This window comes from Parasediminibacterium paludis (genome assembly GCF_042651445.1).
Classification (GTDB): Bacteria; Bacteroidota; Bacteroidia; order Chitinophagales; family Chitinophagaceae; genus Parasediminibacterium; species Parasediminibacterium paludis.
Genome location: NZ_JBHSDC010000029.1, coordinates 77766 through 98486 on the forward strand (window position 1 = coordinate 77766; position 20721 = coordinate 98486).

General features: G+C 35.9%; 21 protein-coding genes. 17 read left to right on the forward strand and 4 right to left on the reverse strand.

What is annotated here, in order from left to right:
* Positions 1 to 59 precede the first annotated feature (59 nt).
* Positions 60 to 1898 (reverse strand): DNA polymerase III subunit gamma/tau, encoded by a 1839-nt coding sequence (locus tag ACFOW1_RS14230; RefSeq protein ID WP_379015162.1) that lies wholly within the window; start codon positions 1896 to 1898, stop codon positions 60 to 62.
* Positions 1899 to 2003: 105 nt separating this feature from the next.
* Between ACFOW1_RS14230 and apaG the strand changes: the two genes are divergently transcribed.
* On the forward strand, positions 2004 to 2390 hold the full coding sequence (apaG, locus tag ACFOW1_RS14235) for a Co2+/Mg2+ efflux protein ApaG (RefSeq protein WP_379015164.1): 387 nt from the start codon (positions 2004 to 2006) through the stop codon (positions 2388 to 2390).
* 28 nt (positions 2391 to 2418) lie between these two features.
* Here the strand turns inward: apaG and gldB are convergent, their stop codons facing one another.
* Together gldB and ACFOW1_RS14245 are read right to left on the reverse strand one after the other, a co-directional pair.
* A complete protein-coding gene (gene gldB / locus ACFOW1_RS14240; RefSeq protein ID WP_379015165.1) occupies positions 2419 to 3420 on the reverse strand; it encodes a gliding motility lipoprotein GldB in 1002 nt (333 codons plus the stop codon).
* A 107-nt stretch (positions 3421 to 3527) separates the two neighbouring features.
* Positions 3528 to 4109, reverse strand: a complete 582-nt coding sequence (locus ACFOW1_RS14245) for a hypothetical protein (protein ID WP_379015167.1) — start codon at positions 4107 to 4109, stop codon at positions 3528 to 3530.
* A 113-nt stretch (positions 4110 to 4222) separates the two neighbouring features.
* On the opposite strand from ACFOW1_RS14245, the gene ACFOW1_RS14250 reads away from it, so the two are divergent.
* The gene (locus ACFOW1_RS14250; protein ID WP_379015168.1) at positions 4223 to 5905 is read left to right on the forward strand and encodes an NAD+ synthase; all 1683 of its coding nucleotides are present in this window, start codon (positions 4223 to 4225) and stop codon (positions 5903 to 5905) included.
* Positions 5906 to 5915: 10 nt separating this feature from the next.
* Here ACFOW1_RS14250 and ACFOW1_RS14255 read toward each other — a convergent pair whose 3' ends face one another.
* On the reverse strand, positions 5916 to 6971 hold the full coding sequence (locus ACFOW1_RS14255) for a 1-acyl-sn-glycerol-3-phosphate acyltransferase (RefSeq protein WP_379015169.1): 1056 nt from the start codon (positions 6969 to 6971) through the stop codon (positions 5916 to 5918).
* A gap of 117 nt (positions 6972 to 7088) precedes the next feature.
* Here ACFOW1_RS14255 and ACFOW1_RS14260 point away from each other — a divergent pair, with 117 nt between their 5' ends.
* The 15 genes from ACFOW1_RS14260 (at position 7089) to ACFOW1_RS14330 (ending at position 20717) form a co-directional block, all read left to right on the forward strand.
* Entirely contained in the window at positions 7089 to 9614 is a 2526-nt protein-coding gene (locus ACFOW1_RS14260; RefSeq protein ID WP_379015171.1) for an HRDC domain-containing protein, read from the forward strand.
* A 31-nt stretch (positions 9615 to 9645) separates the two neighbouring features.
* Positions 9646 to 10725, forward strand: a complete 1080-nt coding sequence (locus ACFOW1_RS14265) for a glycosyltransferase (RefSeq protein WP_379015173.1) — start codon at positions 9646 to 9648, stop codon at positions 10723 to 10725.
* 78 nt (positions 10726 to 10803) lie between these two features.
* Entirely contained in the window at positions 10804 to 11148 is a 345-nt protein-coding gene (gene gldC / locus ACFOW1_RS14270; protein ID WP_379015174.1) for a gliding motility protein GldC, read from the forward strand.
* Between the two features lie 55 nt (positions 11149 to 11203).
* On the forward strand, positions 11204 to 11656 hold the full coding sequence (locus ACFOW1_RS14275; protein ID WP_379015175.1) for a GatB/YqeY domain-containing protein: 453 nt from the start codon (positions 11204 to 11206) through the stop codon (positions 11654 to 11656).
* A gap of 84 nt (positions 11657 to 11740) precedes the next feature.
* A complete protein-coding gene (locus ACFOW1_RS14280; RefSeq protein ID WP_379015177.1) occupies positions 11741 to 12280 on the forward strand; it encodes a CvpA family protein in 540 nt (179 codons plus the stop codon).
* A 154-nt stretch (positions 12281 to 12434) separates the two neighbouring features.
* Positions 12435 to 13214, forward strand: a complete 780-nt coding sequence (locus ACFOW1_RS14285) for an alpha/beta fold hydrolase (protein WP_379015178.1) — start codon at positions 12435 to 12437, stop codon at positions 13212 to 13214.
* 37 nt (positions 13215 to 13251) lie between these two features.
* Entirely contained in the window at positions 13252 to 13911 is a 660-nt protein-coding gene (locus tag ACFOW1_RS14290) for a CBS domain-containing protein (RefSeq protein ID WP_379015180.1), read from the forward strand.
* Between the two features lie 149 nt (positions 13912 to 14060).
* Positions 14061 to 14891, forward strand: coding sequence for an outer membrane beta-barrel protein (locus ACFOW1_RS14295; protein WP_379015181.1), 831 nt, complete (start codon positions 14061 to 14063; stop codon positions 14889 to 14891).
* A gap of 129 nt (positions 14892 to 15020) precedes the next feature.
* Positions 15021 to 15659 (forward strand): peroxiredoxin, encoded by a 639-nt coding sequence (locus ACFOW1_RS14300; RefSeq protein WP_379015183.1) that lies wholly within the window; start codon positions 15021 to 15023, stop codon positions 15657 to 15659.
* 305 nt (positions 15660 to 15964) lie between these two features.
* Positions 15965 to 16408, forward strand: coding sequence for a 50S ribosomal protein L13 (gene rplM / locus ACFOW1_RS14305; protein ID WP_379015184.1), 444 nt, complete (start codon positions 15965 to 15967; stop codon positions 16406 to 16408).
* 48 nt (positions 16409 to 16456) lie between these two features.
* Entirely contained in the window at positions 16457 to 16846 is a 390-nt protein-coding gene (gene rpsI, locus ACFOW1_RS14310; protein ID WP_379015185.1) for a 30S ribosomal protein S9, read from the forward strand.
* 110 nt (positions 16847 to 16956) lie between these two features.
* Positions 16957 to 17865: a 30S ribosomal protein S2 gene (gene rpsB / locus ACFOW1_RS14315; protein ID WP_379015187.1), complete on the forward strand. Its 909-nt coding sequence runs from the start codon at positions 16957 to 16959 to the stop codon at positions 17863 to 17865.
* 138 nt (positions 17866 to 18003) lie between these two features.
* Positions 18004 to 18843, forward strand: a complete 840-nt coding sequence (gene tsf / locus ACFOW1_RS14320) for a translation elongation factor Ts (RefSeq protein ID WP_379015189.1) — start codon at positions 18004 to 18006, stop codon at positions 18841 to 18843.
* 224 nt (positions 18844 to 19067) lie between these two features.
* Entirely contained in the window at positions 19068 to 19556 is a 489-nt protein-coding gene (locus tag ACFOW1_RS14325; protein ID WP_379015190.1) for an RNA polymerase sigma factor, read from the forward strand.
* A gap of 57 nt (positions 19557 to 19613) precedes the next feature.
* Positions 19614 to 20717, forward strand: a complete 1104-nt coding sequence (locus ACFOW1_RS14330) for a hypothetical protein (protein ID WP_379015192.1) — start codon at positions 19614 to 19616, stop codon at positions 20715 to 20717.
* Positions 20718 to 20721 lie beyond the last annotated feature (4 nt).

Sequence of the window (20721 nt, forward strand, 5' to 3'; positions counted from 1 at the left end):
TAAATGCGGGAAAATCTTTTTTTCTTTAAGAATCTGCATTATCTATAATACGTCTTTTTCTAAAAAGCGATATCTAATTTCAACCTATCTCTCAATTCCTTTACCATAGGATATTGCTCTGCAATGCGCTCAAACTTTTGCTTACCGTTCAATTGAAAATGTAACGGCACTTCTTCTTTTTCACCTTCTTCAATAATAAAATTGAACGTTACAAGCCGATTGTGGTATTTTCTTTGCAAAAAATCAAGTAACATGGTTTTTTCTTGCTCAATGAATTTCTGATGCAGCGAGCTATCTACAATAACGTTAAACACCGTATCTGATTCAATTACCAATTTTGCTGTATTAAACGCATTTACTTGCGAGTGCTTATTTTCTTCTTTTAGTTTATTGGCATAATGATCCCAATAACCTTGTAAATTTTCCAAGCTTAATGCTATTGGGTCTTCTACCGCCTGAATGCTATATCTATCACCATATTTTTCACGTAATACATCCAACACGCTCTTTTTAGAAGAGCCATCTGTGAAATTAGTAGCGCCCAAACTTGGTAGCGGTTGATAGCTAGTAGCTGGCTGATAATTATTTGTTACTGGTTGCAGGTTGCTAACGGGTACTTCGGTTGAAGGTCGACGGTCATCGGTCGACGGCTTCTCTTGGATATATAATTTAGGTTCAGCGGCTTTACTAACGCTAGTAGCTTGTTTTATTTGTATAGAACTTACAGGCTTGGTTTTAATGGCAATTGGCCCATCAACTCGTTTTTTTTTTACTAAGCCACTATCGCCCATAGACATTTCAATGGCTTGTTGCAAAAAGTTCAGTTTAATAATTACCAACTCTACATGCAAGCGCTTATTGCGTGCCATTTTAAAGTTTACTTCAGCTTCGTTGAGTATGTTTAATGCGCTTACCAAATACCCAGCATTTACACTTGCTGCGGTAGCAACATATTTTTCTTGCATACCTTCTACCACATCAAGCAACGTCACAGCACGAGCATCTTTGCACACTAAAATATTGCGGATAAATTCTGCAAAACCGTTTAAAACCAAATCGCCTTCAAACCCTTTTCTATTAATTTCATCGTATAGCAACATACCGCCTGCCATATCTTGTTTTAGCAAGGCTTCTAGCAGTTTAAAGTAATAATCGTGGTCTAAAATATTAAGATGTTCAAGTGTGTTTTGATAGGTGACTTCACCATTGGTAAAGCTGACGATTTTATCCAAAATACTCAAAGCATCACGCATACAACCTTCGCTCTTTTGTGCAATTATTTGCAGCGAGGCTTTATCGGTTTGTATGGCTTCTTTATCTACAATTTCTTGTAAATGTTCTACCGTATCGTTGGTGGTTATGCGTTTAAAATCGAATATTTGACAGCGGCTTAAAATAGTCGGTAATATCTTGTGCTTTTCGGTAGTAGCCAATATAAAAATGGCATACGGTGGCGGCTCTTCAAGCGTTTTTAAAAATGCGTTAAAGGCACTCGTACTCAACATGTGTACCTCATCTACAATATATACTTTGTACTTGCCCGCTTGCGGTGCAAAGCGGACTTGTTCTACCAAGCTTCTAATATCATCCACCGAATTGTTACTCGCAGCGTCTAGTTCATGAATATTCATAGACGTACCTGCATCAAACGACACGCAGCTATTGCAAGTGTTACAAGCTTCGCCCTCAGGTGTTTGATTGGTACAGTTTATGGTTTTGGCCAAAATTCTAGCACAAGTTGTTTTGCCCACACCTCGAGGTCCACAAAACAAAAAAGCATGTGCTAATTGGTTGTTTTTAATGGCATTTTTTAGTGTAGTGGTAATATGACTTTGCCCAACAACTGTATTAAAGTTTTGGGGTCTGTATTTACGAGCTGAAACAATAAATTTATCCATAAAAAAACATCGATAAGAAAATATCAAATGTAGGCTAAAAAAACGTGCAACTAGAAACATGCAACTTGTAAATTTTTCTTCTACCTTTATAAAAACAGACGTAAAATGGTAAGCAAAATTTCTGCAGGTATTAAAGTAAGCGTAGAAGTGTATTATCAGCCAGATTATAGTAACCCATTGAACAATGAGTTTATGTTTGCCTATCGCATTACCATCGAAAATAGCAATGCATTTGCCGTAAAATTATTAACCCGCCATTGGCATATTTTTGATAGCAATGGTGAGCAAAGAGAAGTAGAAGGTGAAGGTGTTGTGGGCCAACAACCAGTGATTTTAAGTGGTCAACACTTTCAATACAGCAGCGGCTGCAACTTGCGTACCGAAATTGGGAAAATGCACGGTACTTATACCTTAGAAAATCTGAATACTAAGCAACAGTTTAAGGTAAAAATTCCTGCTTTTCAAATGATTGTACCAACGAAATACAATTAGGAATTTCTAATTTGAAATTTCAAATTGGTTATGGTTTATACCTTGCCTCATCAAATATTTTTCTGGCAGGCGTAGCCAATAATTGCTCCAAGGTGATGTTATCATTTTTAGCCATCCATTTTTTTACTATTTGCCAGCCTACAAATTGCCCAATAAAACCTGGCGCTGTGGTATTAATTTCTGGTGTATTTGGGCCATCGTTTACATATACACTTATTTTGTTAGGGTCGGTTTCATAAAGTAAATTATTTTCTATAAAAAATGCCCAAATATTAGCCTCGTTTTTGTAGCATGTAGCTAATTGTTCTTTGGTGTAACCTGTTTTTAAAGTATCATCTGTATTGGGTAAAAAAGCATCTAACAAGTACAAACGCTTACCCGATTCTATCATTTGTTCTACCAAAGGCTTACCATTATTTTGTTGCGGATAAATATCATCTGCCACATTTTTAAGACAGTTTATCGATATATAATCTGGTGTAAAACGCCTAGAAACATAGGCAGGGTATAAACCTAGAAAAGCCTCGGTTTGATAGAGTGAATATTGGTTGCCCATGTATAATTGTAAGCCAACAGCAAGACCATCTTGCGTAATAATATTGCCATAACTATTAATGGGCCCAACAAACGTAATTAATTGCTTAGGCAATGGATATTTAGGAAAATAATAATGTACAAACTGCAGACCTTGCTGCACTTGCTGCGCTATAGGCGTAAAGTTTTTAAAAATAATTTGTGCAGAATCGTACAGCGATTTGTAGCTAGTGGTAAAAGCCACCACATCTTTTTTAGCGCTGTCAACATTGTTGTGCGTACCTAAAATATTGTACAAAAAATCTTGTGTAAAGCCAGGATAAGTAGTGTGTAATTGTTGCAACGAGGCGTTAATATTGTTTGTATCTATTTTAAAAAAAGCTTGCTCAAAACGGGTAGTTTGTAAGCTTACTTTTATAGCGCTCACATTAGGTATTTTCTTTTTAGAGCCACAAGCTGCCAACAGAACAGCAATTGCCAAAAGCGTTTTCTTCATGGTGCGAATTAAGGGCAAAAGGGTGAAAATCTTTGTTAATGTCTTTCAAAGTAAGCTCGTTAGACCTAGAAGTTAGTTTTTTAAAAAAATGATATAAACTTTCATAATTATTTCCATTTGCTATTCACATCCCAAAAGATATTGTCATAACCGAAATATCCTTTTTGGATGTTTAAGAGAATAGAATCGCCTTTTTGAACAGACTTCCAATATTCCTCACTAACAACTATTCGTTCTTTTTCATTATTGATTTTTACGAAAATATAATTACCTCGATTTCTACTGCCACGACTTTTTGTGAGAATAAGATATTTTCTAATATTGCTGTTTTCATCTAAATGTGTACGATTAATGTGTATTGCAATTGCTGGTGTTAAAATAGCGAATCCTATAAATAAGCCGAATAGTTGAGACTTTCTTGTCTTGTCTATTTTTTTACCGCTTCTTAATTCTGGAACTATCCAATTCATTAATACATAAAGAGGGGTGGCTAAGAAAAAACCACCTATTGCGAACCTAAAAAAGAATCTTATGCCGTCAACAGTATTATCGATATCGTCAAAAAAAAGAAAACCAAAGAAGCTTGATATGCCAATAATAACACAAATGATATTGACAATTTTCAGCTGTATAGACGCTGGTATTTTGGCTGGTAATGCTCCTTGCTTTTGTCTTTTCTTCTTTTGCATATTCTTCTCTTTAAAATGCAATTTAATAATGGAAATTTAAGCTGTTACCATAACTTTAATTCTTGCCGTTCTCCCAATTCGTGTAATAAAAACCTTGTACCTAAATTTGCCCTATGAAAATCTTCCTCGCACAGCAGAATTATCATATTGGCAATTTTGAGAATAATACCGCAAAAATTATTGATGCTATAAACCAAGCAAAAGCGCAACAGGCCGACTTGATTGTGTTTAGCGAAATGAGTATTTGTGGCTATCCTGCCAGAGATTTTGTTGAGTTTAGCGACTTTATTAATAAATGTTATACCGCTATTGACGAGATAAAACAAAATGCTGATACCATTGGTGTGTTGGTGGGTGCACCTGCTCGTAACCCGCATATAAAAGGTAAAGATTTGTTTAATGCTGCCTTCTTTTTGTACGAGCAAAAAATAGTAGCCGAAATTCATAAAACCTTACTGCCCACTTATGATGTGTTTGACGAATACCGCTATTTTGAACCCGCTTACGAGTGGCAAATTGTTGAATTTAAAGGCAAGCGTTTGGCAGTCACTATTTGTGAAGATATTTGGAACCTTGGCGACAACCCTTTGTACCGCATTTGTCCAATGGATGAGCTGATTAAACAGCAGCCAGATGTGATGATAAACCTGAGCGCTAGCCCATTTGATTATACCCATGATGAAGATAGAAAAGCAGTAATAAAGGCCAATGTACAGAAGTACAAACTGCCAATGTTTTACTGTAATGCGGTAGGCAGTCAAACTGAAATTGTTTTTGATGGCGCTAGTTTAATTTTTGATAAAGATGCCAATTTGTGTAAGGCGTTTCCTTTGTTTACAGAAGCAGTTGATGGTGTGGTATTAAACGATGATGGTACCATTGACGCAGCCATTATAGAGCCTGCCGATAGATTGCCTAACAAAGAATTAAATCCTGCAACGCTTGAAGAGGCGCTAAACATTGCTCAAATTTACGATGCATTGATTTTAGGTATTAGAGATTACTTTAAAAAAATGGGTTTTACCAAAGCGATATTGGGCAGCAGTGGCGGTATTGATTCTGCAGTGGTGCTGGCTCTTGCTTGCGATGCTTTGGGTAGTGAGAATGTGAGGGCTATTTTAATGCCTTCGCCTTACTCTACCGAGCACTCTGTAGAGGATGCTGTTCAATTGAGTAAAAATCTTGATAATCCTTACGATATCATTCGCATCAATGAAGTGTACGAAGCATTTTTACATACACTACAACCTATTTTCAAAGATTTACCGTTTAGTTTAGCAGAAGAAAATATACAAAGCCGCAGCCGTGGTAATTTGTTGATGGCGATAGCGAATAAATTTGGCTATATCTTGTTAAATACCTCTAACAAAAGCGAATTATCGACAGGTTATGGTACGCTGTATGGCGATATGGCGGGCGGTTTGGGCGTATTAGGCGATTGCTACAAGTTGCAAGTGTATGCCTTGGCTAGGTATATCAACCGTGAGAAAGAAATTATACCTAACCATATTATTACCAAAGCGCCGAGCGCAGAATTACGGCCCAACCAAAAAGATAGCGACAACCTTCCAGACTACGAAGTGCTTGACAAAATTTTGTTTCAATATATCGAAAAACGCTTAGGACCAGTAGAAATAAAAGCACAAGGTTTTGACGCCGCATTGGTAGATAGAGCGATTAAAATGGTAAATACCAATGAGTATAAACGCAACCAGTTTTGCCCCATCATTCGTATATCGCCAAAGGCTTTTGGTGTGGGTAGACGTGTGCCAATTGTAGGTAAGTATTTAAGCTAAAAATTACTAACTAATAGATTAATTTTTTAAAGCTACTTAACAACCATAACCATAAAGGCATTAATGCAGACACTATTTGCAAAACTATTATATCCGTACTTTTAAAAACTAAAATATTTACTAATAAGTAGTAAAAAGGATAAATAATTAGCAAAATACCAAACAATACAGAATCGTAAAACACAGTTCCATTTGTTTTTTGCTTTACCAATTTTTTTATTGGAAAATATAACACTGCGTGCAAAACAAAACCAACAATTGCAGGTAATAAAAGCAACGCTTTTAATAGCAAATGGCTGGTTTTGGGAAAATTAGAAGGCTGAATATTGGCTTGTAAATGTTTTAAATCTGCAATAGCTGTTGCTGGCGAATGGATAATCTGTTTATGCTTAGCAATAAGTGTTTGCACCACATTTTCATTGTTGTTTGCTAATAACATACCACTGTTTAATCGCTCGTTTAGTAAGGTATTAAACTGTTGAATTCTTTCTCCCTCATTAGCGTTTAGATGTACTATTTGTTTGGAAATAATTTCACCAAAATGAATAACCACTTGTTTACCAAATTGCGTGAACGAATGATAATTAATACTTACCGGTTGTACTCTAAAATAATTGCTTATGCTTTGTTCATTCCAAGCAGTAAATGCGATACGAGCAGTACCTTTTTTTAATGGTTGTAGCTGCCATTTTTGTTTGCATAAGCCTTCTGAAAAAATTAAAATAATACCACCTTGTAATAAAATATTTTTACAATTATCAAACGTATTATCATTTAGCGCAAGGTATTCTCGTCCTTCACTGAGTCTGTAAATAGGCATCAGCTTTAACGAGCATAAAATTTTACGCACAAATGGTTGCTTAAACGCATCACCTCGCGCTAAATAATGAACAGGTTGTTTAAACAAACTACCAATTATTATGGCATCTAAAAATGAATTGGGATGGTTGCTAGCTAATAATAATGGGCCTTTACTATTCAAAACAGCCTCATTTGAAACCGTAATATTGCCGCAAAAAATGTGTAGGCCTAGACGTATAAAACCTTGTAATACAGAATACAACAATGGAAAATGTTTGGCTAAAAGTAATTAAATGTTGTGCATACTCAATACCTGAGTACTTTGCTTAAAATAAATACGAAATTTTTAATCTTCGTAAATATGTATTATTTTTACCAAGTTATGGCAACAGAAATCAATCAATTATTTCAATTAGCGGCAGACTATATTCAGTTTACCAACGAAGCAATATTTTTAACAGGTAAGGCTGGAACTGGCAAAACCACATTTCTTAAATATATTAAAGAAAATAGTGGTAAGCAAAGTGCTATAGTAGCACCTACAGGTGTGGCTGCAATCAATGCGGGTGGCACCACTATTCACTCATTTTTTCAATTGCCGTTTACACCTTTTGTACCAGGTCCCATTAAGGGTAATTTCGATTTGAACTTCGATGCCAAGCCGACATCGCAGCGAGACACGGTTTTAGACAAACATCATTTACTAGGAAGAATAAAAATTAATAGAGAAAAGCGTGACATTATTCGGCAGTTGGAGTTGTTAATTATTGATGAAATAAGTATGGTGCGTTGCGATACGTTAGATGCGATTGACACCGTATTGCGTCATATTCGTGGCAGGCAGTACGATGCTTTTGGTGGTGTACAAGTATTGCTTATAGGCGATTTGCACCAGCTACCACCAGTAATACCCAACGAAGAATGGGGGATGCTGAGCCAATTTTACGATAGTCCTTATTTTTTTAGTAGCCGTGTGGCGCAGCAGCAACCGCCCGTATACATTGAGTTAGAGAAAATTTATCGCCAAAGCGACGCTGTATTTATTGATGTGTTAAATAAAGTTCGTAACCAAAAAATGGATGCGGTGGCAATGAATATATTGCAAACCCGCTATCAACCTAGTTTTAACACAAGTGAAGATGATGGTTACATTGTATTAACCACACACAATAAAAAGGCAACGGATATTAACCAGCATGGCTTACAAAATTTACCCAATAGATTAATTACTTTTAAGGCTTTTATTGAAAAAGATTTTAGCGACAAAGCCTTTCCTGCTGAGGAAAACTTGCAATTAAAAGTGGGTGCGCAAGTGATGTTTATTAAAAACGATAAAGAAAAAGTGCGCCGCTATTTTAATGGTAAAATAGGTATTGTAGAAAAAATAGAAGATGACATTATTTACGTGCAATGCAAAGGCGATACAGAACCTATAAAAGTAACTAAGGAAAAGTGGGAAAATATTAAATACACTTTAAACCAAACCAACCAGCAAATTGAAGAAGAAGTAATTGGCTCATTTACACAATATCCTTTGCGCTTAGCTTGGGCCATTACAATACATAAAAGTCAAGGTTTGACTTTCGAAAAAGCTGTAATAGATGCTGGTTCAGCATTTGCGCCTGGTCAAGTATATGTGGCTTTGAGTAGATGTACGAGTTTAGAAGGCTTGGTATTACAAAGTTTAATCACCAATAATAGCCTTTTTACCGATGACCGAATTTTAGCTTTTGCCAAAACAAAAAGCAATGCTGCTGCTTTGCAAAACAACTTGCTTCTGAGTAAGCAATTGTACCAAGAAAAAATTATGGTAGAGTTATTTGGCTTCGACAAAGCAGTTAGTCATATAGAAGATGTATTGAAATTATTAGAAGAACACGGTGGCTCATTTAATGAAGATGCTTTGCCTTGGGTAAATGAAATTGCTGAACGCTTACGCAGTATCCAGCAGGTGGCAAGCAGGTTTCAAATACAGTTACAGCAGCTGTTTATGGGTAATGATGTATTGGCCATAAATGAGCGTGTAGTGAAAGCTTCGGTATATTTTTTAGAACATCTGCATTACTTAGTACAAGCTTTACCACAATCGCCTGCTGTTACAGATAGCCGAAATTATGCCCAAGAATATTACAACGATATTAAAGCGCTTTATGCTGAAATTTATACCAAGTTTCAGTTGATTAATACTTGTAAAGAGGGCTTTAGCATGCAAGTTTATCAGCAACATAAAATCAACTTACGAATACCAGATATCAATATTAATGCATATGCCGGTGCTGTTTACAAAAAAGTAGATACGCCACATCCTGTATTGTACAAACAGTTACGGGAGCTGCGTGATGAAATTTGCAGCACCGAAGATATTCCTATTTATTACGTTGCTAAAAGTGAATCGCTAGAAGAAATGTCTAAATATTTACCATTAGATGAGAAAGATTTAAAAAGCATTACTGGATTTGGCGAAGCCAAAATAGAAAAATATGGACAGCAATTTTTAAGTATTATACAAACATATTGTAATGCTAAAAACTTGCAAAGCTTAATACATGAGAAAAAACCAAAGAAGGAGAAAAAAGAAAAGCAGGCGGATTCAGAAAAATTAAGTTCTAGTGCTCAAACTTTAGCGCTGCATAAACAAGGCTTAGCGTCAGGCGAAATAGCCGAACAACGCAATTTAGCGGTAAGTACGGTAGAGAGTCATTTGGCTCAATTGGTTGCTAATAATGAGGTAGATGTTTTTACTTTAATGCCTAAAGACAAAGTAATGGCTGTAGTAGAGGCTATCAATACATTAGATTCTCAAGCGGCAGGCGCCTTAATGGCGCATTTGGGTAACCATTATTCTTACGCTGAATTGCGCTATGGTATTAATTACTGGAAGTATTTGCAAGCGCAGAAAACTGTATAGTTCTCAGTTATCGTTTTACATTTGCGGTCTTATGATTATTGCAATCAATACTATACAATTACAAACCAATACCATCAATTTTGATGTAGATTTTTTGGTAGAATTAATGCTGTATAAGGCTAAGCAAGAGCCAAATAATAGATTTGTGTTTATTGTAAATACACCTGTTGATGTTTCTGAATTGCCTACCAACTGTACTACAGAGCTGGTAAGAAAAGAACCTGCTTCTACCAATAGTTTGCTATTGTTTAGTACTGTTACGCTGCCTACTTTACTTAAAAAAATAAAGGCAGATATGGTGTACCAAGTTGCAGGCTATGGTTGTATTACTGGTAATATACAGCAGATAATATTTTTAAATACTGCTATATCAAGTAAAGCTTTACTGGTAAGAAAGTCGCTTCAGAAAGCGAGTAAAATTGTGGTTGGTTCTGAGATGTTACAAAATGCATTGCCTACTAAAATTTCAAACCAGATAGCTATCCGGTCCAAATTTGAAATTATAACAGGCGCTGCACACAACCTATTTAAACCATTAAACTATATCGAAACCAATTTGGTAAAAGATGGCCACGCAGATGGTAGAGATTATTTTTTAGCGGTTGCCAGTGTCTTAACCTTCCATGAATTTATCAATTTGCTAAAAGCTTTTTCTGCGTTTAAAAAATGGCAAAAGAGTAGCATGAAGCTGTTGGTGTTAGGACATGTTGGCGATTATAAAAATCAATTGAGCGAGAAAATAGCAACATATAAGTATAGAGAAGATGTTCAATTACTAGAGAGTGAACCGCTAGATGTAGAAGCAAAACTATTTGGTGCTGCCTATGCAGTACTATCGCTCGCCAATCAGTCGCAGTATCATTTACCCATTTTACAGGCTTTTCAAGCAAATGTGCCGGTTATTTGTTTAGAAAATAATAGTTTTAGCGAAGCCATTAATAGCGCAGTACTAACGGTGGTAAAAGATGATGCAGAAGCGATTGCTACTCAAATGAAATTATTGTATAGAGATGAGAATTTGCGTAGCCAGAAAATAGCCGAAGGTCAGTCGCTATCTGAAATTTACACATACGATAATGCCTACCAGCAATTGCAAAAGGTGGGTTTGTGATAATTAATCAGCTTTAAAATCTGTTGAAAGACATTACTGAGGCATGCTTATTTTTGTCGCTTCAAAAAAGATAGATACATGAAATCAACTATTACGGTAGAAATTACCCTAGATAAGGACAAAGTGCCTGAAAGTATTAATTGGACAGCCACAGATAGCAACGCAGACATGATGCAAAAATCTAAAGCTATGATGTTGGCTTTTTGGGATGGTGAAGATAAAAGTGCAATGCGTATAGACCTTTGGACCAAAGAAATGATGGTTGATGAAATGGCAGACTTTTATTTTCAAACCTTTATGTCTATGGCCGACACTTTTGAGCGTGCAACACATCAACATGAATTGGTAAACGATATGAAAACATTTGCCAAAGATTTTAATAAAAAGTTTAGAGAAATACAGTTGAAAGAAAATAAGGGATAAATACGTATAATGCAAAGCTATTTTGCATTATAAATAACAACAAAACAGTAATAATATGAGCTTAGAAGCACAAGTAATGGACTTAATGAAAGATGCCATGAAAGCCAAAGACGAAGGTACTTTACGTGGTTTAAGAGCAATAAAAGCTGAAATTATTAAAGCAAAAACTGAACCTGGTGCTGGTGGGGTAATTACTGCCGAAGGGGAACTGAAATTGTTACAAAAGCTAGTAAAGCAGCGCAAGGATAGCTTAGAAATATATATACAACAAAACCGTGCAGACCTTGCTACAAAAGAGAGTGAAGAAATTGCAGTAATCGAAAAGTTTTTACCGCAACAATTAAGTGAAGAGGCTTTAAAAGCAGCGGTTGCCGAAATAATTACGAGCTTAGGGGCTAGCTCACCGGCCGACATGGGTAAAGTAATGGGGGTTGCCAGTAAGCAGCTTGCAGGTAAAGCTGAAGGTAAAGCCATCTCGGCAGTGGTAAAAGAATTATTAAGTAAATAAAATTTGAGATTTGGGATTTTAAATTTCGTAACGAATACCATTGTTACATTCAAATTCCCGAATCTTAAATCTTAAATTACCACCATGCCAATCGATATTTTGTTTATAATTCTAATGTTATCAGCTGTTTACAAAGGCTATTCACGTGGATTTATTGTATCTGTGGTATCTTTAATAGCAATTATTGTAGGTTTGGCTGCCGCAGTTAAATTATCGGCAGTGATAGCGATTTGGTTGGGCAAAACAGTAAACATAGGTAGCCAATGGTTGCCCTTTTTATCGTTTATAGTAGTAATGGTAGCGGTAATATTGGCACTACGCTTAGTGGCCAATATTTTACAAAAAAGTGTTGAACTATTGTTTATGGGTTGGGCAAATAAAATTGGTGGTATTTTATTTTACGCCATCATCTACACGCTTATCTATAGTGTGGTACTATTTTATGCCAATAAGCTCGGCATTATTCAAGAAAGTACAATCAACGCTTCTAAATGTTATGCCGTGGTACAGCCAATAGGTATAAAAGTTATAGAAGGTATAGGTTATATCATTCCTGTATTTAAAAATGTATTTATACAGCTAGAGTCTTTTTTTAGTATAGTTGGTCAAAAAGCGCAGGTATAAACATGGAATGTGTATTTATTGTCTTAAAACAATAACTTAGCGCACACGAGTGTTACGATTGTATTAACAGTTTTTCAGAAACAATTTTTTAATGCTCGTTTTTGCGTTTATTTGTAGCCATTGCTAAAATTCTGCTTGCTTTAGAAAATAAGACATGAGTTATACTATACAACAACAGGACAAATTTAAATTTATAGAAGAAGGCGAGGGAGAACCGCTTTTGCTACTGCATGGCCTATTTGGCGCGCTAAGCAATTTTGCCGACTTGATAGACCATTTTAAAAAGCGCTATAAAGTAATAGTGCCCTTGTTGCCTTTGCTTGAATTAGATATTTTTCATACCACCGTAAGTGGCTTAGCAAAACATGTACACGGGTTTATAGAACTTCGTGGGTATACAGATATTCATCTGTTGGGTAACTCTTTGGGCGGCCATATCGCTTTGGTACATACATTAAAGCATCCAGAAAAAATAAAATCACTTACACTCACAGGCAGTTCTGGCTTATTCGAAAATGGTATGGGCGATAGCTATCCAAAACGTGGTGATTATGATTATATTAAAAAGAAAGCAGAATTGACGTTTTACGATCCAGCTTTGGCTACTAAAGAATTGGTAGACGAATTATTTGAAATTACTACCAATCGTTTAAAAGTGATAAAAATTATCGCGTTAGCAAAAAGCGCCATACGTAGTAATTTAGGCGAAGAACTTAGCCAAATAAAACAGCCCACTTTACTTATCTGGGGAAATAATGATACCATCACACCGCCATTTGTAGGCAAAGAGTTTCATAAATTAATTCCTAATAGCGAGTTACATTTTATAGACAAATGTGGTCATGCACCTATGATGGAAGTTCCAGAGGCGTTTAATGCTATTTTGGACGGTTTTTTAAGTAAATTAACGGTTCCTGTTGCATCAAATTTGTAGTTCGGTTGTCTATTATTCTAGAAGCAATCTCATTTTCATGCTAGCATCACAACTTATACAGCAAATATTTCCATCGTTGCACCTAAGCGATAACGCAGGTTTTGCGCTGCAACTTATGGAGGATTACGATGTGCAACATTTGCCTATTGTTGCTGAAGAAAAATTGCTAGGCCTGGTAGCAAAAGATGATTTGCTAGATGAAGATGATAACACTGCTTTAGTAGCTTTGGAGGAAAGATTTGTAAAAGCCTGGGTAAAAAAAGATGAGTTTGTGCTTACAGCTCTCAAAGTAATGGCCGAATACGAAATCACCGTTTTACCAGTAGTAACAGAACAAGACGAACTAATTGGTTGTGTATCGCAAAATATATTGCAACAACATTTGGCCAAATATTTAGGTACACATGAACCTGGCGGTATAATTGTCCTTGAAATCGAAAGACGTAATTTTTCTTTTGGCGAAATTAACCGCTTAGTAGAAACAAATGATGCCTATATTACCCAGCTTAATAGCTATACAGATGGTGAAACTGGCTTTGTAATTGTTTCTATTAAAGTAAATAAAGTAGAAATTAGTGATATTTTAGCTACTTTTCAGCGTTACGATTATATCGTAAAATACTATTTTGGTGAAGAACAATTTGCCAACGAATTGAAAGAAAACTACCACCATTTAATGGCTTATCTAAATCTATAGCAAGCCGTTACAGTTAAAAAATAAATGTAATTTTTAACACAAATAGACCTTGCATAACACTTTCGCTTATTTTTAACCCTTTTAATGCAGTCATTTCTTTTATTTTTGTCATTCTTGTAAACTAACAAGCTGTTATTTAAAACTTCACAATGAAAAAATTATTACTATTTCTAGTGTCTGTTGCCGCTATTACATGTTCTCAAGCGCAGATAGCTTTATTTAAAAAGAAAAATAGAACTGCTACGTCAAAAACAGATTCAACACAAGCAAGAACTACTGTACCAAAGCAAACAGTACAAGTAATTACAACACCAAAAGTGAAAAAAGATTGGAGTAAAGTAGTACTCACTAATAGAGCTGCTGATCATTTTATACTTCAATATGGTAGTGATACTTGGACAAACAGACCAGATAGTGTACGTACAAAAGGCTTTAGCCGCCACTTTAATATTTACGTAATGTTGGATAAACCTTTAAAAACAGATCCACGCTTTAGCGTGGCTTATGGTTTAGGTCTTGGAAGTAGCAATATTTTTTTTGATAATGTAAAAGTTAGCCTTAATGCTACTGGTAGTACATTACCCTTTAGCGATGTGTCAGGTACTAATCACTACAAAAAATTCAAGTTAACTACTATTTACGCTGAAATACCAGTTGAGTTAAGGTATTATAGCGATCCTGAAAACCCTGGTAAAAGTTGGAAATTTGCGTTAGGTGCTAAAGTAGGTACGTTATTAAAAGCATATACAAAAGGTAAGGACTTGCAAACAAGCAATGGTGCAAGTATATATGGTCCTACGGCTGTGATTAAAGAAAGCAATAAGCGTTATATCAATGGTACACGTTTGGCCGCTACTGCTCGTGTGGGTTATGGTATATTTTCACTACACGGCGATTACAATGTGCTTGGTGTTGTAAAAGATGGTTTTGGTCCTGCAATGAACTTATATTCTATCGGTTTAACGATTAGCGGACTATAGATTATTTCATATTTACATTTCAAAGCCTCGAAAACTTAGTGCTTTCGAGGTTTTTTTGTGTAAAATAATTTAAAAAAGCCTACTATTTTTATAGGATAATACTATATTTGCGTTCTTAAAATTATAATTATGAGTTTACGTCTTGGTGATATTGCACCTAATTTTCAAGCTAAGACATCTCTTGGCGATATTGATTTTTACGAGTTTCTTGGCGATAGCTGGGGTATTTTATTTTCCCACCCAGCTGATTATACGCCCGTTTGTACGACCGAATTGGGTAAAACTGCAGCTTTAAAAGGCGAGTTTGATAAACGCGGTGTAAAAGTTTTGGCACTTAGTGTAGATGGCGTAGAAAGCCACAAATCTTGGATTGGCGATATTAACGAAACACAAAATGTATCGGTTGAGTTTCCAATTATTGCAGATGATGATAGAAAAGTTTCGTTGTTGTATGATTTTATTCATCCCAATGCATCTGCTACGGCTACCGTTCGTTCACTAGTCATTATTGCGCCAGACAAGACGGTAAAATTAATTATTACTTATCCTGCTTCTACTGGTAGAAACTTTGTTGAAGTATTGCGCGTAGTAGATAGTTTACAATTAACGGCTAATTACAGCGTGGCTACACCAGCTAATTGGGTAGAAGGTGAAGACGTGATTGTGGTACCAGCAATTAAAACTGAGGATGCAATTGCTAAATTTCCTAAAGGCGTTAAAGTTGTAAAACCCTATTTACGATATACGCCTCAGCCTAATAAAGACTAGTTTTTTATCCATTTTAATTTTTTTTGGCCAAGCTTTTACACAAAAGCTTGGCTTTTTTATGTCTTTAAAAGGCTTGCTATACTTGTTTCGTAGCAAAATAAGTAATGTAAATCGCTTATAAAATAACACTTTCAGTAGGCAATTAAAATTTTAGTGCAAATTTTTTATTGATAATCAGTGTATTGTGAGGGTGCTATAAAAAATACTTGTACAAAAGCTTGTTTTATTCACACAATACTAACTACTTTTGCCGTCCAAATTTAAAAAGCCCAATGGGATAGCATTGGCAACTTAAACATTTTACAATGAGTAAATTACATTTTACAACCAAACACGCCAACTCGGCTACCGTTACACACAACTGGTATGTTGTGGATGGTACTAATCAAACCGTAGGACGTATGAGTGCAAGAATTGCAGCCGTTCTTCGAGGAAAAAACAAAACTTACTATACACCTCACGTTGACTGTGGTGACTATGTCATCATTATCAATGCTGATAAAGTTGTTTTTACAGGTAACAAGTTTGAAGATAAAACTTACATCAACTTCTCTGGCTACCCTGGTGGTAAAAAAGAAGAAGCTGCACAAGATTTAATCAAACGTCGTCCAGAAGTTATTTTAGAAAGGGCTATCAAAGGCATGCTTCCTAAAAATCGTTTGGGTCGCAAAATGATTAAAAAATTATTTGTGTATGCTGGTGAAAAACATTTTCATACTGCACAACAACCAAAAGAATTAAAATTCTAATTTACAAACCGCCATCCCGATAGCTATCGGGACCAAATTAATATATAAATGGAAAAGCAAAAAAATGCTGTTGGTCGCCGTAAAGAAGCCGTAACACGTGTCTTTATTAGCAAGGGCGAAGGTAAAATTACCGTAAACGACAAAGATTATAAACATTACTTCCCATTGGTTTATTTACAAAACCAAGTGGAAGCGCCATTAAAAACTGCTGATGCCGTTGGTAAATTTGATATCGTTATCAATGCACAAGGCGGTGGTTTAAAAGGTCAAGCAGAAGCGGCTAAACTAGGTATTGCACGTGCATTACTAGAAGTTAATGCTGAGTTTAGACCCGTATTAAAAGCAGCAGGTCAATTAAAACGTGATCCTCGTAGTGTTGAACGTAAGAAATTTGGTCACAAAAAAGCGAGAAGAAGCTACCAGTTCAGCAAACGTTAATATGGATGATGGATGTTGGATGGCAGATGACAGTAACGTCGTTTTCTGTCAACAGTCATCTTTCAACTATCAACTAAACAACAATTATAAACTTATAATCTTTATACAAAATGGAAGCTAACACTTCATTACAACAACAACTACTAGAGGCCGGTGTACATTTTGGTCACTTGAAGAAGAAGTGGAACCCTAAAATGTTGCCTTACATCTTTGCTGAAAAGAAAGGTATTCACATTATAGACCTTAATAAAACGGTAGATCATCTACAAGAAACTGCTGCTGCAATGAAACAAATTGCAAAAAGCGGTAAAAAAATCATGTTTGTTGCCACAAAAAAACAAGCGAAAGAAATTGTTACAGAGTGTGCACAACGTGTAAACATGCCTTATGCTACTGAGCGTTGGTTAGGTGGTATGCTTACTAACTTCAACACCGTGCGTAAGAGTGTTAAAAAAATGCAGAGCATTGAAAAAATGTTAAACGACGGTAGCGCTGAAAGCCTTACTAAAAAAGAGCGTTTAACATTGAGTCGAGATAAAGATAAAATGGAGAAAGTATTAGGTGGTATCGCTCAATTGGGCCGTTTACCAGCAGCTTTATTCTTAGTTGATATCAGCGTAGAGCATATTGCTTTAGCAGAAGCGAAACGTTTGGGTATTACTACATTTGGTATGGTAGACACAAACTCTGACCCTAACAAGGTAGATTTTGCTATCCCTGCAAATGATGATGCTACTAAGTCAATCGCTATTATTACCAATTACATTACTGCTGCTATTGCAGAAGGTTTGGCAGAACGTCAAGCTAATAAAGATGAAGATGATAATGTTGATGATGGCAACAACGAAAACGAAGCAAAAGCACGTCGTTTAGAGCAAGAAGCTCAGGCTGAAGGTGGTCGTGGTCGTAGAGGTGCTGGCCGTGGTACCGATGCTGCACCAGCTGGTCCTGGTGGCGCACCTAAACGTCGTGTTCCTAGCAATAATAACCGTCGCCCTGCTGGCGGTGGCGCTAAATAATTGTAGCCCCAGTCCTTCTATAGGATTAAGTATCAATTAACTATTTGATAATAATAACAATGGCTGCAGAGTTTAAAACTTTGCAGCCATTGTAAATAATAAAATCGCCCACCTTATGTTGGGCAGGAGGATAAATTTATGAGCACAGTAGCTATTACAGCATCTGACATTAATAAATTGCGTCAAGCAACAGGTGCAGGCATGATGGATTGCCGCAAAGCATTAACCGAAACCAATGGCGATTTTGAAGCTGCTATTGATTGGTTACGTAAACAAGGCCAAAAAGTTGCTGCTAAACGTAGCGACCGTGAAGCAAAAGAAGGTGTAGTTATTGCACAAACTAATGCCGCGAACACAGTAGGTTTTGCAATCACTATTAGTTCTGAAACCGATTTCGTATCTAAAAACGCTGACTTTATCGCATTTGCACAAAGCATTGCAGACGCTGCAGTAGCTAATGATGTTAAAACAGTTGAAGAATTAAACGAAGTAGCTGTAAACGGTACTAAAGTTTCTGAATTAATCAACGATAAATTAGCATCTATCGGTGAAAAAATCGGTATCGCTCGTTTCGAAAGAGTTGAAGCACCTTATGTAGCTTCTTATATTCACGGTGCAAACCGTATGGGTGTGTTGGTAGCTTTAAACAAAGCATCCGTTGAGGCAGGCAAAGACGTAGCGATGCAAATTGCTGCTTTAAACCCAATAGCTGTAGATGCTGCAAGCGTACCTGCTGATGTCATTGAAAGAGAAAGAGCCATTGTTGTAGAAACAATGAAAGCGGATCCCAAAATGGCTGGTAAACCAGACGAAATGGTGGCCAAAATTGCTGAAGGTAAATTAAATGCTTTCTTCAAAGAGCAAACATTATTAGCGCAAGCATTTGTAAAAGATAGTAGTAAATCTGTAAAAGATTACTTAAAATCTGTTGATAAAGACCTTCAAGTGGCATCTTTTGTAAGAGTTGCTTTAGGTTAATATAAATCTTAGTTTAATTATAAAAACAGGCTGTCAAAACTATTTTGTCAGCCTGTTTTGTTTTAATTCAATCTCTAGTTCAAGCTAAAATTGTTCTAATTCAACCAGTCAGCTATCCTCTCATCGCCCATCGATAAAATATTTTCTTTTAATACTGTAACTTTATTTCTATAGCATCGTATCACAGAGTACATAAGTAACATTTTTCATTTTCCACTGCTGTTATGACTGAAAAAGAGTATAATCAATGTGTTAACTTGTATGCAGATAATGTATTTCGCTTCATCGTAAAAAACTTACACCATGAAGAGGATGCACGAGACGTAGTGCAAACTGCTTTTGAAAAGTTGTGGCGTAATAGAGAATCGGTAGAAAATGATAAATGCAAAAGCTATTTGTTTACCGTGGCTTATAACCAAATGATAGACCATATTCGAAAAAGCAAACGGATAAGTCTGCAAGACACATTTGCTGAAGAAATAAAAGTAGGGGCACAAAGGACTAGTAATAATACCAAGCAAGTATTAATGGCAGCGCTAGAAAGGCTTAATGAAACCCAAAAAAGCTTGGTCATGTTGAAAGATTACGAAGGCTACAGCTACGAAGAAATAAGCCAAATTATGGATTTAACAGAAAGCCAGGTAAAAGTATATTTACATAGGGCTAGGTTAGCATTAAGAAACTATTTGGTAAGTCGTGAAAATGTAATGTAATAAACCTGTTAATTAGTTTAATCGGTGAAATTGAATTTTAAATTTGTATAACTAAGAATGATAAATAGAGATAATTACGAAGCATTTTTTTTGATGTATGTAGATGGTGAACTATCTACTGCTGAAAAAGAAATGGTAGAAGCATTTGTGCAATTGCATGCAGACTTGCAGGAAGAGCTTGCCATGTTACAACAAACCGTATTATTGCCTGAAAACGATATTATTTTTGCCAATAAGAATCTATTATTTAAACACACAGAAAGCAACAATAACAACAATACCATTTACGAAGAAAAACTATTGCTATATATAGACAACGAACTTGCTACACAAGAGAAAGCAGCACTAGAAACAGCACTGTTAAGCAACGTAACATTGCAAAATGACCTTGCACTTTTACAGCAAACTAAACTACCTTTAGAAAACATTGCCTGCCCTAATAAAGCGGCTTTATATAAAGAAGAGAAAAAGCGCAGAATTGTCTATATGCGTTGGCAATATATGGCTGCAGCAGCTATAGTATTTGGTTTGGTAGCCACAGTTTATTTTATTGCACCTAGCGGCAAAACCACCCATGTTTCATTAGCTATTGTAGATAGAACAAAAAAGCAAAGTTCGCCAGTAATATTGTCTAGTACTGTTACAACACAAGCTGAAAAACCAGTAACGATAGCCCCTAAACTTGATGTACCTGCTACAACCTTGGAAAGTAATAATACTATTCAAGTCGCAAAAAAATTACCTGTAACACAAGCCGTTGATGCCACACAGCAGCCCTTGGTAACCACAAACATACCCAAGCCTTTTAAAGACGGCGCACAAGATTTTTTAGCTAACCCTTCAAAAACTATAGAAAATAATATTGCTAGTGCTGTAACAAATCCAGCTACCAATCGTACCAACAATAGCTTAGCAAAAAATGACCCAACAGATGCATCATCACCAGCAGTAACCAATGCTTTAAATACTACTAATATCGCTGCGCAGCAGGTAGTATATAAAGAAATAGATACTAATAGCGATGATAAAAGTTTGCTTGTAGGTGCTATAGAAATTAATAAAGATAAATTGCGAGGTTTCTTACGCAAAGCATCTAAACTATTTGGCAACAAACAAAAAAACGATGATGATGCTAAATCATCGTTGGTATCCAATAAATAATCTT